The sequence below is a fragment of the Pseudoclavibacter sp. Marseille-Q434 genome (assembly GCF_050315415.1).
Classification (GTDB): domain Bacteria; phylum Actinomycetota; class Actinomycetes; order Actinomycetales; family Microbacteriaceae; genus Pseudoclavibacter.
Genome location: NZ_JBNPQH010000004.1, coordinates 58,333 through 71,693, shown reverse-complemented (window position 1 = coordinate 71,693; position 13,361 = coordinate 58,333). Strand labels below are relative to the sequence as shown.

Here is a 13,361-nt window from a genome sequence, read left to right as displayed (position 1 = left end):
TGGCAGCGCTAACATGTCAAGTGTAGAGCGCCCGGGGCCAACATCGTCGTCAGCCCCGGGCGTGGAGTCCTATTCCGGCTGATCGCCGATGGCACGAATCGCGGCCTCGACCGCGCTCGTCTCCGCGACCCCGTCGAGCACGCGGATGGTCGTCGAGTAGCTGCGCGACTCCCCGTGCTCGAGGAACAGCGCCGTGCCATCCTGACGCGAAGCCGCATCCCCCGACACGTGATGGGTGCTCGGCTCGAGGCCGATGCCGTACTGGCCGCTGCGCAGGTTCTGCCACTCGAAGAAGTGCGGCATGCCCGCGGCCTCCCAGCTCAGCTCGATACCCCGCTCGCCACCCGCGGTGATGAGCGCGACGCGGTGCCTGCCGTCGTCGCCGACGACGAGCTCGTGCTCGGTGACCTGCTCGACGAAGCCGTCGATCGGGGCCGGCATGACGCGGTAGCTGGCGCCCTGCTCGGCCACGGAGTCCGACTGCCAGAGGTGCCTGGCGATCGGCGCCACGAACCTCGCCCCCTCATCCAGGAACGGCCAGCCGACGTTGATGTGGTAGAGGAACATGTGCGGCGTCGGGTCGAATCCGAGGTTGTCGACGACATCGTCGAAGCGCACCTCGCGCCCGTCGAAGTCGAGCTCGATCGTGCGCGTCAGGCGCAGATGCTCGCCGAACGCGGTAGCCTGGATCACCTCGCCGACCACCCGCAGCACGACGCGGCCGTCGCGTTCGACCTCACGGGCTTCGAGTAGCCGCGCCGGAATCGCGGTCAGCCGCCCGTGCAACCCATGCGTCACGGTCTGCTTCGGCGGGTAGTTGTAGCGCGTCGCATCCACCTCCCCGCCGAAGAGCGTGTGGTCGAGGCCGCCCGAGACGAGAAGGCCGTCGAGCGCGCGCAGCCACGAGAGCCCGCCCTCGTCGTTGTGCTCGTGCAGTCCCGGGTGGCGAAACCCATTGCCGCTGCGCCACCCGATGGGGGCTCCGCGGAAGCGCATCGAACCGAGATCGAACGCCCTGTCGACCAGCACTTCCAGCTCGAGGCCAGTGGAGGTGCGCAGGTCGATCGCCCGCACGCCACGCTCCACGCCGTTGTCGAGCACCACCTGGCGGATGCCCGCGACGGCCGAGAGGTCGCCCGTGCGCCTGCGGAGCTCGGCCACCGAGAGGTTCGAGCCGAAGACATCGACGCCTGATCCTGCTGTCTGCTCGCTCACATCATCACCCATCCGCCGTCGACGTTGATCGTCTGCCCGGTCACGAAGCTCGAATCCTTGCCGACGAGGAACGAGATCACGCTCGCCACCTCGTCGGGGTCACCGCGCCGCTTGAGCGACTGGTGGTCGAGCACGAACTGCGTGTACTGCTCGGGATTCTCGTGGATCTCCTCGGCCTTCGTCGGGAACGCGCCGGGCGAGAGCAGGTTCACGCGGATGCCGAACTCACCGAGCTCGCGCGCCAGGGCGCGAGTCATGGCGACGGCGGCACCCTTCGTCGTCACGTAGCTCGCGAGCTTGTCCCAGCCGCCGCTCCAGGTGATGGAGCCGATGTTGACGATCGCGCCTGTGCCACGCTCGCGCATCAGCTCGGCCGCAGCCTGCGCTGCAACGAAGTAGCCGCGCTGGTTGACCGCGACGACGTCGTCGAACTCCTCGACGGTGATGTCGAAGAACGGCGTCGGCGGGTAGATCGCGGCGTTGTTGATGAGCGCATGCACCGGCCCGAGCTCGGCCTCGGCCTCGCGCACCGCGGCCTTGATCGCCGCCGCGTCGCGCAGGTCGACCTCGAGCACATACGTGGGCACGCCGGCCGCACGCAGCTCCTCGGCCGTCTCCGCGAGGGTCGCGCCGCCTCGCCCGAGCACCGCGACCGCGAAGCCGTCGCGTCCGAGCCGCAGCGCGGTCGCCCGCCCGAGCGATCCCCCGGCGCCGGTCACGATCGCGACCGGTTTCTCACCTGTTTCCGTCATGGTTCCTCCGGCCGAAGCCTGTTGTGGTCTGGGGTCTTCAGGGTCTTCTGACAGTCAAGGTGACGTGCGCACGTTCGTCACCCCTTGGCGGCGCGTCTGCCCGCCCACGTCACCTTGACTGTCAGAGACGACTAGATCGAGTACTTGCGCAGGATGTCGTCGATGAACTTCTTCGCACGCGGGATGTCCGACTCGTCGAGGTGCTCGATGATGAGCGGCGCGTTCGGGTTGCGCTCGGCGAGGCGCTGCAGGTAGAGCTCGTAGTCGAGCGAGCCGAGGCCAGCGGCCGGCAGCTCGATCTCGCCGACGCCGCGGAACGTGTGCGATGCGAGCGCGTCGTCGTCACCGATGTCGGCGTGCTTCTCGCTCTTGTCGTCGCCGGCCCGCTTGACGTCCTTGGCGTGGGCGACGCGCACCTTGTCGGCGAGCGTGTCGAAGACCTCGTTGAGCACGCCGGCCTGGTCGTCGATGTTGGACGCGTCGAAGTAGTTCGTCGGGTCCATGAGCAGCTCGATGCCGGGCGAGCGGATGTCGTTGAAGACGCGAACGGTCTCGCGCACGGAGCCGATGACGTTGTTGACGTACGTCTCGAGCAGGAAGATCGAGCCGTGGTCGTAGGCCTCCTGCGCGAGCTCGGCGAGCACGTCGCGCACCTGCTCGTAGGCGTCCTCGGTCTTGTTGTGCGGGTCGCTGTCCCATTCGCTGTCGGGGTTGAACGTGCCCGACTCGGAGATGACGTATGGGGTGCCGAAGGAGCGTGCGTTGCGGATGATCTCCTTCAGGTAGTCGACGTTGGCGCGGCGGTGCTCGGGATCGGGGTGCACGATGTTCGTGTAGCCGGAGATCGCCGAGATGGGCAGGTTGTTGTCGCGGAAGGTGTCGGCGACGAGCTTCGCCTTCTCCTTCGTGATCTGCCCTGCGGTGAGGTCGAGGTCCTTGAAGTGCAGGTCGAGCTGGACGGTGTTGAAGCCGAGCTCGCGCGCCTTCTGGGCGGTGGTCTTGAGGTCGTAGGGGAAGTATCCGCTGAAGATGCCGACTTGGATCATGAGCTTCTTTGCTCCTTCTGTAGGGGCCGTTGGCCGATTGAGGTGTTGGTGAAGTGGATGCGGGGTGGTGCGGTCAGAGCTGGAACTCGTCGAGGCGCACTGGGCGGCGCTCGGCGATGGAGCGGTAGCCGGCCTCGATGAGCGCGACGGTCTTGACGTTGTCGGCGACGGTGAGGGCTGGCTCGCTGCCGGTCTCGACTGCGAACTGGAGCTGCTCCATGACGCCGATGAAGGCGTGCGGGAACCAGTGGGTGTCCCAGGTGGGCGTCACCCACTTGCCGTCGGTCGATGGGCCGCCGTCATCGCGAGCCGCCGATGCGTAGGTGATGGTCGAGGGCGTGCCGCTCGGCCAGCCGATCGTGCCCTTCGCGACGCCGCGTGTGCCCTCCACCCGCCAGGTGATGGAGAAGTCGTCGTCGAAGCCCTCTTCGCGCGGGCCACCCCAGACGTCTTCGGTCGAGAGGGCGAGGAGCCCGCCGGGGAAGCGGAGTGTGGAGACGACGATGCCGTCGGTGTGGGGGAACTGGGTGCGCGGGTCGGTGCGGGTGACGGTCATGATCTCGTCGGGGTCTCCGAAGAGGAAGCGGAGGACATCGAGGTGGTGGACGCTCATGTTGGCGAGGGTGAGGCGGTCGTAGCCCTCGAGGAAGCCCTGCCAGTGGGGCACGGCTTTCATGTCGATCTCGACGAAGACGGGGTCTCCGAGCTCTCCGCCGTCGAGCAGCTGCTTGAGCACGCGGATGGACTGGTCGTAGCGCATGTTCTGGTTGACGGAGAGGATCTTGCCGGCCGCTGCAGCCTCGTCGCGCAGGGCGATGGCCTCATCGAGGGTGAGCGCGAGGGGCTTCTGGGCGAGCACGGCTTTGACGTGCGGCAGCGCGAGCGCCTTGCGGATGAGTGCGGGCTGCAGGTCGGGTGGATACGCGATGTCGACGATCTCGACGTCCGGGTCCTCGATGAGCAGCTCTGGGGTGTCGTGCACGGTCGGGATGCCCCACTGCTCGGCGACGCGCTGGGCGTTGGCCTTCGTGCGGGATGCGATGGCGACGACCGGGAAGCCTGCCTGCTTGTACGCGGCGAGGTGCTGGTCTGCCATGATGGCGCCGGCTCCGATTGCGCCGATCTTCGCGGAGCGGGCCCGGATGGGGCCGTCTGGGAGGAGCCGGTTGCTGCCGGCCTGGGCCGTCTCGGCCTGTTCTTCAGTGGAACTCGTGGACACTGCGACTCCTTCGCGCCGTTGCGTGAGCGTCTGTTTCGGGCTGGTCGGCCCGGCGTATGTGAGCGCTACTGGTAGCGCTGCCATTACACCTAATCTAGCGATGTGACGATCCCGCCGCAAGTCCTCCCCGCGGGTTCTTTCGTCGCGCCCGACACATGCCCCATCGACCGGCGCACACGCAGGCACACGCCGCCGCAACCGCGCCCGCAGCCGCGCCGCCACGCCACTCGATCGCTCAGCGCTCGACGCCGTCCAGCACGACCCGGAGGCCAGCCCGGGACGGCCGCATATGTGGACCAGCCGGATCCGCCCAGCCGCGCCCCGCATCCACGATCGCGGACTCGTCGATCGAGATGCCGGACCCGATGGCGTCCCCCAGCACGATGCCCCCGTCGGCGAACTCCTGATCGACACTCATGCCGTGCGCCCAGTGCAGCGACTGCACCTCGGTCGTCAGGTGATTGGGCACCGCCGTCATCGCCGCGGCTACCGCGGGATTCGCGTTGTAGCCGACCGGACTGACGGGGAGGTTCCTGGCGTCCGCCGCGTACGCAAGGCGCAGCACGTGCGTGACCCCCCAGATCGCACCGGCCTGCACGACGTCGGGCGCACCGGCGTCGAACAGCGGACGGAACTGGTCGACACCGGTCAGGTTCTCTCCGGTGGCGACGGCCGCGCGCACGGCGGCGGACAGGCGCGCGTGACCGAGCGCGTCCCACCGCCGGAGCGGTTCCTCGACCCACAGCAGGTCGACCTCGGCCTCGATCGCCGACACGTAGCGCACCGCCTGCTTCACCTGCCACGATTCGTTGGCGTCGAGCATCAGACCGGGATTCGGGGTGTTGCGGCCGAGCGCGGCCTGCATGACGCGGAGACGGCGCAGATCGGCAAGCGGGTCCACACCGCCCTTGAGCTTGCCTGCCACGTAGCCGCGATCGGCGAAGTCCTCGTAGAACGCGGAGAGCTCTCCGTCGTCGAGGGCGATGTCGAGACCGGATGCGTATCCGGGCACGAACCTGTCGCGCCCGCCGAGCAGACGCCACAGGGGTTCGCCGGCGAGTTTCGCCTTGAGGTCCCAGAGGGCGGCGTCGAGCGTCGCCACTCCGCCGTAGGTCGCGCCGGCGTGACCCGACTTGAAGACCTGGGCGAGCATGCGATCGAAGAGCGACGAGACCGCGCGGGGATCCTCTCCCTCGAGTGCCGGGAAGAGCCTCGCGACGTCGGCGTGAGAGCCGATGCCGACGCCTTCGACCCCTTCGTCGGTCTCGAGGATCACGATCGGGACGTCGGTGACCGCAGCGCGGATGTGCCCGTTGACATCGCCGATCGACCGCCCCCAGTCGTGCCTGGTGGTGAGCAAACGGAAGCCGGTGATCTTCATATCGTCCTTGATCTTCAGATGGGAGATTCAGCATACATCACACGATTTATTCGTCATATGTTTTTCGCGCTTTTGTCCGTGTTCACCGACCCGCCCATCACTTCGTGACTACAATCGCCGCATGCCAAGCACCACCACGCCGCGGCTCGGCGCCCACCGCACGCCCGCCGCCAGGCTCGGCGTGCAAGTCGTGCACGACCTCGTCTCCGCCATCGTCACCGGTGAGGTCGCCCCCGGCGACCTCCTCCCCACCGAGACCGAGCTCTGCGAGAACTTCGGCGTGAGCCGCACCGTCATCCGCGAGTCCATGAAGCGCCTCGAGGAGAAGGGGATGGTCTCCGTCGTCCAGGGCCGCGGCACGCAGATCGCCCCGCAGTCCGAGTGGAACATCCTCGACAAGGTCGTGCTCGGCACGATGATCGAGAACGACGAGACGCTCGGGATCCTCGACGAGCTCGCCGTCGTGCGAGGACAACTCGAGTCGAGCATCGCCGCCGCGGCCGCCGGCGCACGAAGCGACGAGGAGCTGCTCATCATCCACGGCCATCTCGACACCATGCACGCGACAGCGGAGCAGCGGGAGGCATTCGCCGCCGCCGACGTCGCCTTCCACTTCGCCGTCATGGACGTCGCGGGCGACCGCCTCGCGTCCGGCATCGCGCGGAGCCTCTCCAAGCGCGCGGGCGAGAGCAGCCGCTACTACGGAGCGCCCGGCCCCGACGCGGTTCGCCTCACCCTCGACGAGCACCAGCGCGTGTACGACGCCATCGAGGCCGGAGACGCGGAAGCCGCCGCGCGCGAGATGCGCGACCACATCGCGCTCGCGTGGGAGCGCCGCCGCATCCGGGACTAGCTTGTGGGCGCGAGCTGCCGACGGACGTGGGCTCCCAGGCTTCCGGTCCCGCGCGGCCGCCACATCCGCACGCAGAGTTGTGGCGGAATGCACTCAGGGCCGCACCGAACCGCACAAAGCCACAACTCTCCGCATGCGGCGGACACTCGGCGGCCAACGCTCGCGCACGCATCCACCAGCGAGTCGTGGCGGAACGCAGCGAGTGCGGCAGCGCGGTGCGCGCAGCCACAACTCTCGCGAGCCGACGCTCTCCTCAGCAGCCGTGCCCAACGTGGCCACGCACCGAGTGGTGGGCGTGCGGGGCCGGATCGCTGGCATGCGCCGCGGCGAGGAATTCCGGAAGGTCGACGCGTGCGCCGCCCACCCAGGTGCCGAGCACCTTGACGCGTTCGTCGAGGTAGCGGGGAGGCACCTCATACGGGTCAGCGCCCAGCTCCACGAAGTCGGCGACCTTCCCGACCGAGATCGAGCCCACGAGGTGCTCGCGGTGGAGGGTGCGCGCCGCGTCGATCGTGTGCGCCCTGAGCGCCGCATCCACGGAGATGGCCTGCTTCGGAGCGTGGATGCACCCGCTGCTCGTGCGCCGAGTCACGGCCGTCCGCACGTTCAGGATGGGCGACGGCGGTGACACCGAGCCGTCGTTGTGCAGCGAGACGACGACCCCAGCCTCCACCGCATCCGCGAAGGCCTGCCAGCGCGCGCCCTGCTCGGGAGCGAACATCTGCCCGTCGAGCAGGTCTCCCCAGTAGTAGTACTGGAACGGGGCGAGCGACACGTGCACGCCGAGGCGCGCGGCGCGCTCGAACTGGTCGCGGCGCCCGGCCCCGGCGTGCTCGATGCGCCAGCGGTGGTCCGTGCCGAGCAGTCCGTGCTTGGCGAGGGCGCGTTCGTAGGCGTCGAGCGCGACGTCGATGGCGAGGTCGCCGTTCGCGTGGAACGACATCTGCCAGCCGAGCGGTGCGCAGGCGTCGAGCGTCGCGTCCACCTGCGCTCGCGAGTAGTTCATGGCGGATGCGCCTCCCGCCGTCGCGGGGTCGATACCGGCCCGCTTCGTCGCGTCGCTCGCGAGGTAGGGGAAGGAGGTGGCGATGTTGCCGATCCACGGGGAGCCGTCAGTCCACAGCTTCACGCCCTGCTTCACGAGGCGCTCCTCACCAGCGTCGAAGTTCGCCGCGGCGCCCGGGGCGGCAGCCGTCGACACCTCCCACAGACTCACGCGCAACGGCGAGGATGGCATGGCCGCGAGCGCCTCGTAGGCGGGGGCGAGGTCGGTGGAGAACGTCATGTCGGAGGTCGACGTGATGCCGGCCCGCGCCATGAGGGCGTAGTACTCGGCGGCGCTGCCAAGCGGGCTGCCGCCGAGCTGCTGCATCACGGGGCCGAGCACGGCGGCATTCGCGGGAATCTCGAACGAGATGCCGGTGAGGGCGCCATCAGCGTCGCGCGCGAAGGAGCCGCCGATGGGGTCGGCCGGCGGGTTCGAGTCCCACCCGCGGCTGCGGATGAGCGCCGACGTGAAGGAGCAGGCGTGCCCGGAGTTGTCGACGACCACCGCGACCCGGTCGCCGAAGATGTCGTCGAGGTCGGCGGCCGTCGGGGCGGGGCGGCCGTGGAGGAGCGCATCGAAGCCGTTGAAGAGGAGGGGGACGTCGGCGTCGTGCTCGGCCATCGCCTGCGAGAAGATGCTCAGCACCTCGCTCCAGGTCGGCGCCTTCCACGGCGCGATCGACAAGGCGGGCAGCTGCGTCGCGAGGCCGCTCAGGAACGGGTGGCTGTGCGGGTCGATGAAGCCCGGCATCAGCACGGGCGCGCCGCTGTCGATGACGGGAGCGCCCGGCACGACCTCGAGGCACTCGGCGAGCGTGCCGACCGCCACGATCTTGCCCGCAGACACCGCGACGGCTGACGCGCGCGGCAGCTGCGCATCCATCGTCACGACTGTGCCAGCCGTGAGGATGAACGAGTCCGGCGCTGCGTGCGCGAGGGCGGTGGAGGTGGCGGTGGCGGTGGCGGTGGCGGTGGCGGAGGCTGGCTCTGACATGCGACTCCTTCGGGCGCCGCGGCAAGGCGGGGCAACGAATGCGGGGATGGTGCAGCAGGGCGCCTCTCGGCGACGCCACCAGTATGGCGCGTCGCCCGTCGGCGCGCCGAGGGGCGGAGTTGTGGTCGTCAACATCGCCCCACAACGACCACAAGGCCGCCCCCGCTGACTCCGGTGGCGACGCCATGAGCCCAGGGCGGTGTTGTGGTCGTCAACTTCGGCTGAGAACGACCACAACGTCGCCGCGGTCCGGGTTAGCTCGGGCTCGGCGCGGCGACCGCGTCAGCTCGTGCGGAGGCGGACCATCTCGGCGTAGCCCTCGCGGTAGCCGGGGTAGTCGAGCGTGCCGAGCAATTGCAGCATCCGCTCGCCGCCCAGCAGCGTACCGCTGGCCTCTTCCGGGTGGATGCGCGGTGGCGCGGCCACGCTGAGCTCTCCGGCCACGAAGGTGGCGACCTCCCCCAGGGAAGCGGGGTGCGCATCAGTTGCGTGGAGCAGCGGGGGTGCGTCTGGGCGCTCCAGCGTCGCCTCGATCGCCCGCACCAGGTCGCTCTCGTGCACTCGATTGGTGCGACGCGCGTACTGGAGAGGGGCACCCTCGAGGACGCGCCTGACGAGACTGTCCCGCCCGGGACCGTAGATCCCTGACGGCCTGATGACGGATGCGCCGAACAGCGCGACGGCGCGACGCTCGCCGTCGACAAGCGCACGCGCGCGGTCCGAGGCCGGGGCTGGCGCATCCGCTTCGCTGATCAGATGGCCGTCGCCGCGCCCTTCGAACACGCGCGTCGACGACACGAAGACCACCCGGTCCGGGGCGCCGGGGAGGCTCGCCGCGAGCGCCTCGAGGGAGCGCCGATACCCGTCCGGCGCGACGACGCCGTCGACGGCGGGCGGCGGGAGCGTGATGACAAGTGCGTCCACGGCAGGCAGCGTGAGGGGCGGGGCCTTCGGGCTGGCGAGGTCCGCGGCGATGAGCTCGATGCCCGCCCCCGCGTCGCCTTCGCTCCGACGTAGGCCGAAGACCTCCGTCCCGCGCGCGGCGTAGCGCTCCCCCAGTCGCGCGCCGAGCTTGCCGAAGCCCGCGATCAGCAGGCGGGCGGGCGCGGACGTCGGCGAGGCGGGGGTGCTCATCCCCCGAGCGTAGAACTCGACTCCCGCGAGTCGCCCCAGAGGGTCGCGACTCCGCCCCTGAGATCGACCCCGAGCGGCAGCTCGCGGTGGCCAGACGCGCCGGGTCGACACCGGGCGACGCGTACCCGCGGACGACTGGGCAGTCCGACTCCGCGGGCGTATCCTCGGGACGTGACTTCGGAGATCCTGACCCCGTACGAAGACCTGCTGCGCGACGTGCTCGAGAACGGCGCCCGCAAGTCCGACCGCACCGGCACGGGAACGCGCAGCGTGTTCGGCCGCCAGCTGCGGTACGACCTTTCGGAGAGCTTCCCCCTCATCACCACGAAGCGCGTGCACTTCAAATCCATCGCGTACGAGCTGCTGTGGTTCCTGCGCGGCGACTCGAACGTGCGCTGGCTGCAGGAGCGCGGCGTGAAGATCTGGGACGAGTGGGCCGACGAGAACGGCGACCTCGGCCCCGTCTACGGCGTGCAGTGGCGCTCCTGGCCGACACCCGAAGGCGGACACATCGACCAGATCGAGCAGGTCGTCGCCCAGATCCGCGCGAACCCCGACTCGCGCCGCCACATCGTCACCGCGTGGAACCCCGCCGAGATCTCGACCATGGCGCTGCCCCCGTGCCACGCCCTCTTCCAGTTCTACGTGGCCGACGGCAAGCTCTCCTGCCAGCTGTACCAGCGCAGCGCCGACCTCTTCCTCGGCGTCCCGTTCAACATCGCGTCCTACGCCATGCTGACCCTCATGGTCGCTCAGCAGACGGGCCTCGAGCCGGGCGAGTTCGTGTGGACGGGCGGCGACGTGCACATCTACGACAACCACGAGGAACAGGTGCGCGAGCAGCTCACACGCGACCCGTACCCGTACCCGCAGCTGCGCATCCACCGCACGCCCGACACGATCTTCGACTACGAGTTCGAGGACTTCGAGGTCGCGAACTACGAGCACCACCCCACGATCCGCGCGGCGATCGCCGTATGAGCGACGCAGCGGGAGCGACCTGGGCGGCGGATGCGGTGCGCGCGGCGGCCGAGCGCGCCGGCGACCTCGACGCTGATCGCGGTCTGACGGTCGGGCTGGTGTGGGCGGAGGCTCGCGGCGGTGTGATCGGCGCCGAAGGCGGGATCCCCTGGCATGTGCCGGAGGACCTGGCGCACTTCAAGGCCGTCACGCTCAAGCACCCTGTGATCATGGGCCGGAAGACCTGGGACTCGCTGCCGGAGCGCTTCCGCCCGCTCCCCGGTCGGCGCAACATCGTCGTGACGCGCCAGGCGGACTGGGCCGCCGACGGTGCCGAGCGCGCGGGCTCGTTCGAGGAGGCGCTCTCCGCGGCGGGCGCGAACGCCGGCGCGGGCGCGGGCGCCGCCCCAGCCGCGGAGCCGGGCCACGCGGCCGAGGCCTGGGTGATCGGCGGCGGCGAGCTCTACCGCGAGGCGCTCGCCGGCGCCGACCGCCTCGAGGTGACCGAGATCGATCTGCAGGTCGACGGCGACGCCCGCGCCCCGGACTGGTCGGGCGACGACTGGCGAGTGGATGCGCGCGACCCGTCCGACGGTTGGCTCGAGTCGCGCACCGGCATCCGCTACCGTTTCCTGAGCCTGAGCCGCCCACGCAGCTGATCGCTGCCAGTCGAATGGCCCTCCAGCGAGGCCCGCAGACGGCCATTCGACTGGCAGCGATCGTGGAGGCTGCGGAGCAGCAGCGCGGGGGTCTTCGGATCGGCTACGCCTGAACCGGCCTCACCCGCAGGCCGCCGAACCCGCCGTCGACGGCGACCACGCTGCCGGTGGTGGACGCGGAACGCGGTGACGCGAGGTACGCCACAGCGCCCGCGACCTCGGCAGGGGTGACGAGCCTCCCCGTCGGCTGGCGAGCATTCATGGCCGCGCGTTCCGCCACTGGGTCGGCGACGTTCGCGACCATCCGCTGCACCCACGGAGTATCGGTGGTGCCTGGCGAGACGGCGTTCACGCGGACGCCGTCGTGCACGTGGTCGGCGGCCATCGCGAGCGTCAACGCGTGCACGGCACCCTTGGTGGCCGAGTAGAGCGCGCGCTGCTGGATGCCCGTGGTGGCCGCGATCGACGTGAGGTTGACGATGGCTGCCGCGTCCGACTCGCGAAGCGCGGGCATCGCCGCGGCGCACACGCGAGCCACGCCCTGCACGTTCACGTCGAGCACGCGCGCCCAGTCCTCGTCGCTCGAGTCCTCGACGGTCCCGAACGCACCGATGCCCGCGCAGTTGACGACGACGTCGAGCCGGCCGAAGCGCTCGAGCACGGCCGCGACCCCCGCATCCACCGATCTCCTGTCGGACACGTCGACGCTCACGCCGAAGGCCGGCCCCTCGACCGAGCCCCCGTTCAGGTCGAAGACGGCGACGTCGGCGCCGCGCGCGAGGAGCTCTTCGGCGACGGCCGCCCCGATCCCGGATGCACCGCCCGTGACGATCGCGACCCGCCCGCCGAACTCATCGCCGCTCATGCGGCGATCCCGGCGCGACTCGACGACTCGGGATGGGTTCCACGCTTCGGGATGGCTTGTACCCCATCCCGAAGCGTGGAAGCCATCCCGAAAGATGCGGCCGCGGACGGGCGGATCCCTGTGCAGGTCGAGACTCGACCTGCCGCGCCGTCGGCGGGCGCCACTCCGGCAGACTCGGGCTGGGAACGTCGCTTCGTAGCGGGAAACTTCCCCGAACGAAGCGCGTTTCCCATCCCGAAACGCGCGGCGCGGGCCCGGGAGTGGGAACGGGCGTGGGAACGGGCGTGGGAACGGGCGCGGGAACGGGCGCGGGTGCCCGCGACACTCGTTGCGCTCACGGTGCGTCCTCGAAGCGCTGCCTGGCGGTGCCGAGACCGTCGATGGAGAGCTCGACGATGTCGCCGGGGCGGAGGTAGGGGGTGCCTTCGATGCCGAGCGCGACACCGGCCGGGGTGCCCGTGTTGATGAGGTCTCCCGGCTGCAGCACCATGAACTGGCTGAGGTACCAGACGACGTGGTTGACGTCGAAGACCTGGTCGGCGGTGGTGCCGTCCTGCCGCTGGACGCCGTTGACGCTGAGGCGCAGGCCGAGTGCCTGCACGTCGCCGAGCTCGTCAGGGGTCGCGACCCATGGTCCAAGGGGGTTGAAGGTCTCGCAGCTCTTGCCCTTGTCCCACTGCCCGCCGCGCTCGAGCTGGAACTCGCGTTCGCTCACGTCATGGGAGAGCACGTAGCCGCCGATGATGTTGGCGGCGTCGGCGGGTGACGCGAGGTAGCGCGCCTCGCGGGCGATGACGACGCCGAGCTCGACTTCCCAGTCGGTCTTGACGGAGTTGCGGGGGATACGGACGACGTCGAACGGACCTGTGATCGTCGACGGGTCCTTCATGAAGATGACGGGCTCTTCTGGGATGGCGGCGCCGGTCTCGGCGGCGTGGTCTCGGTAGTTGAGTCCGATGCAGACGATCTTCACGGGCCGCGCGATGGGCGCGGCGAGGTCGAGGCCTTCGAGGTCACGTCCCTCGGTCGCGAGGGCTGCCGCCTCGAGCTCGCCGAGCTGCTCTTCCGAGCGGGCGAGCAGCGCGCCGTCGACCTGGTCGACGCCGGCGAGGTCGTAGACCCGGTCGCCGTCGACGATGCCTGGCACGACTCGGTCGCCGTCTCTGCGCTGAACGAATCTCACGGTGGTTCCTCCTGGTGGTTGCTGTCGGGTCGGGGGTGCGGCGGTGTGCGGCG

General features: G+C 69.9%; 12 protein-coding genes. 3 read left to right on the top strand and 9 right to left on the bottom strand.

Features of this window, described 5'->3' with window-relative positions; all coding sequences use genetic code 11:
- Positions 1–69 precede the first annotated feature (69 nt).
- The 5 genes from ACQFZP_RS14925 to ACQFZP_RS14905 all read right to left on the bottom strand — a co-directional run bounded on the left by ACQFZP_RS14925 (position 70) and on the right by ACQFZP_RS14905 (position 5,613).
- Positions 70–1,215, bottom strand: coding sequence for an aldose 1-epimerase family protein (locus ACQFZP_RS14925; RefSeq protein ID WP_211891852.1), 1,146 nt, complete (start codon positions 1,213–1,215; stop codon positions 70–72).
- Entirely contained in the window at positions 1,212–1,967 is a 756-nt protein-coding gene (locus ACQFZP_RS14920) for an SDR family NAD(P)-dependent oxidoreductase (RefSeq protein WP_211891851.1), read from the bottom strand. The genes ACQFZP_RS14925 and ACQFZP_RS14920 overlap by 4 nt, the downstream gene beginning before the upstream one ends.
- Before the next feature lie 131 nt (positions 1,968–2,098).
- Positions 2,099–3,013, bottom strand: a complete 915-nt coding sequence (locus ACQFZP_RS14915; protein WP_104310466.1) for a sugar phosphate isomerase/epimerase family protein — start codon at positions 3,011–3,013, stop codon at positions 2,099–2,101.
- Positions 3,014–3,086: 73 nt separating this feature from the next.
- Entirely contained in the window at positions 3,087–4,232 is a 1,146-nt protein-coding gene (locus ACQFZP_RS14910; RefSeq protein WP_211891850.1) for a Gfo/Idh/MocA family protein, read from the bottom strand.
- Between the two features lie 235 nt (positions 4,233–4,467).
- Entirely contained in the window at positions 4,468–5,613 is a 1,146-nt protein-coding gene (locus ACQFZP_RS14905; protein ID WP_211891849.1) for a mandelate racemase/muconate lactonizing enzyme family protein, read from the bottom strand.
- A gap of 121 nt (positions 5,614–5,734) precedes the next feature.
- On the opposite strand from ACQFZP_RS14905, the gene ACQFZP_RS14900 reads away from it, so the two are divergent.
- Positions 5,735–6,466 carry a FadR/GntR family transcriptional regulator gene (locus ACQFZP_RS14900; RefSeq protein ID WP_211891848.1) on the top strand — a complete coding sequence of 244 codons (732 nt, stop codon included), beginning with the start codon at positions 5,735–5,737 and terminating at the stop codon, positions 6,464–6,466.
- Between the two features lie 253 nt (positions 6,467–6,719).
- On the opposite strand, the gene ACQFZP_RS14895 is transcribed toward ACQFZP_RS14900, so the two are convergent.
- Together ACQFZP_RS14895 and ACQFZP_RS14890 are read right to left on the bottom strand one after the other, a co-directional pair.
- Complete coding sequence (locus ACQFZP_RS14895; protein WP_211891847.1) at positions 6,720–8,507, bottom strand: amidohydrolase; 1,788 nt, start codon at positions 8,505–8,507, stop codon at positions 6,720–6,722.
- Positions 8,508–8,789: 282 nt separating this feature from the next.
- Positions 8,790–9,641 carry a sugar nucleotide-binding protein gene (locus tag ACQFZP_RS14890; RefSeq protein ID WP_211891846.1) on the bottom strand — a complete coding sequence of 284 codons (852 nt, stop codon included), beginning with the start codon at positions 9,639–9,641 and terminating at the stop codon, positions 8,790–8,792.
- A 171-nt stretch (positions 9,642–9,812) separates the two neighbouring features.
- Between ACQFZP_RS14890 and ACQFZP_RS14885 the strand changes: the two genes are divergently transcribed.
- Positions 9,813–10,622, top strand: coding sequence for a thymidylate synthase (locus tag ACQFZP_RS14885; RefSeq protein WP_104310462.1), 810 nt, complete (start codon positions 9,813–9,815; stop codon positions 10,620–10,622).
- Positions 10,619–11,260 carry a dihydrofolate reductase gene (locus tag ACQFZP_RS14880; protein ID WP_211891845.1) on the top strand — a complete coding sequence of 214 codons (642 nt, stop codon included), beginning with the start codon at positions 10,619–10,621 and terminating at the stop codon, positions 11,258–11,260. Before ACQFZP_RS14885 ends, ACQFZP_RS14880 begins: the two co-directional genes overlap by 4 nt.
- A gap of 103 nt (positions 11,261–11,363) precedes the next feature.
- Here ACQFZP_RS14880 and ACQFZP_RS14875 read toward each other — a convergent pair whose 3' ends face one another.
- Both ACQFZP_RS14875 and ACQFZP_RS14870 read right to left on the bottom strand, forming a co-directional pair.
- A complete protein-coding gene (locus ACQFZP_RS14875) occupies positions 11,364–12,125 on the bottom strand; it encodes an SDR family NAD(P)-dependent oxidoreductase (protein WP_211891844.1) in 762 nt (253 codons plus the stop codon).
- 334 nt (positions 12,126–12,459) lie between these two features.
- Positions 12,460–13,308 carry a fumarylacetoacetate hydrolase family protein gene (locus tag ACQFZP_RS14870; protein ID WP_211891843.1) on the bottom strand — a complete coding sequence of 283 codons (849 nt, stop codon included), beginning with the start codon at positions 13,306–13,308 and terminating at the stop codon, positions 12,460–12,462.
- Between the last annotated feature and the right edge of the window lie 53 nt (positions 13,309–13,361).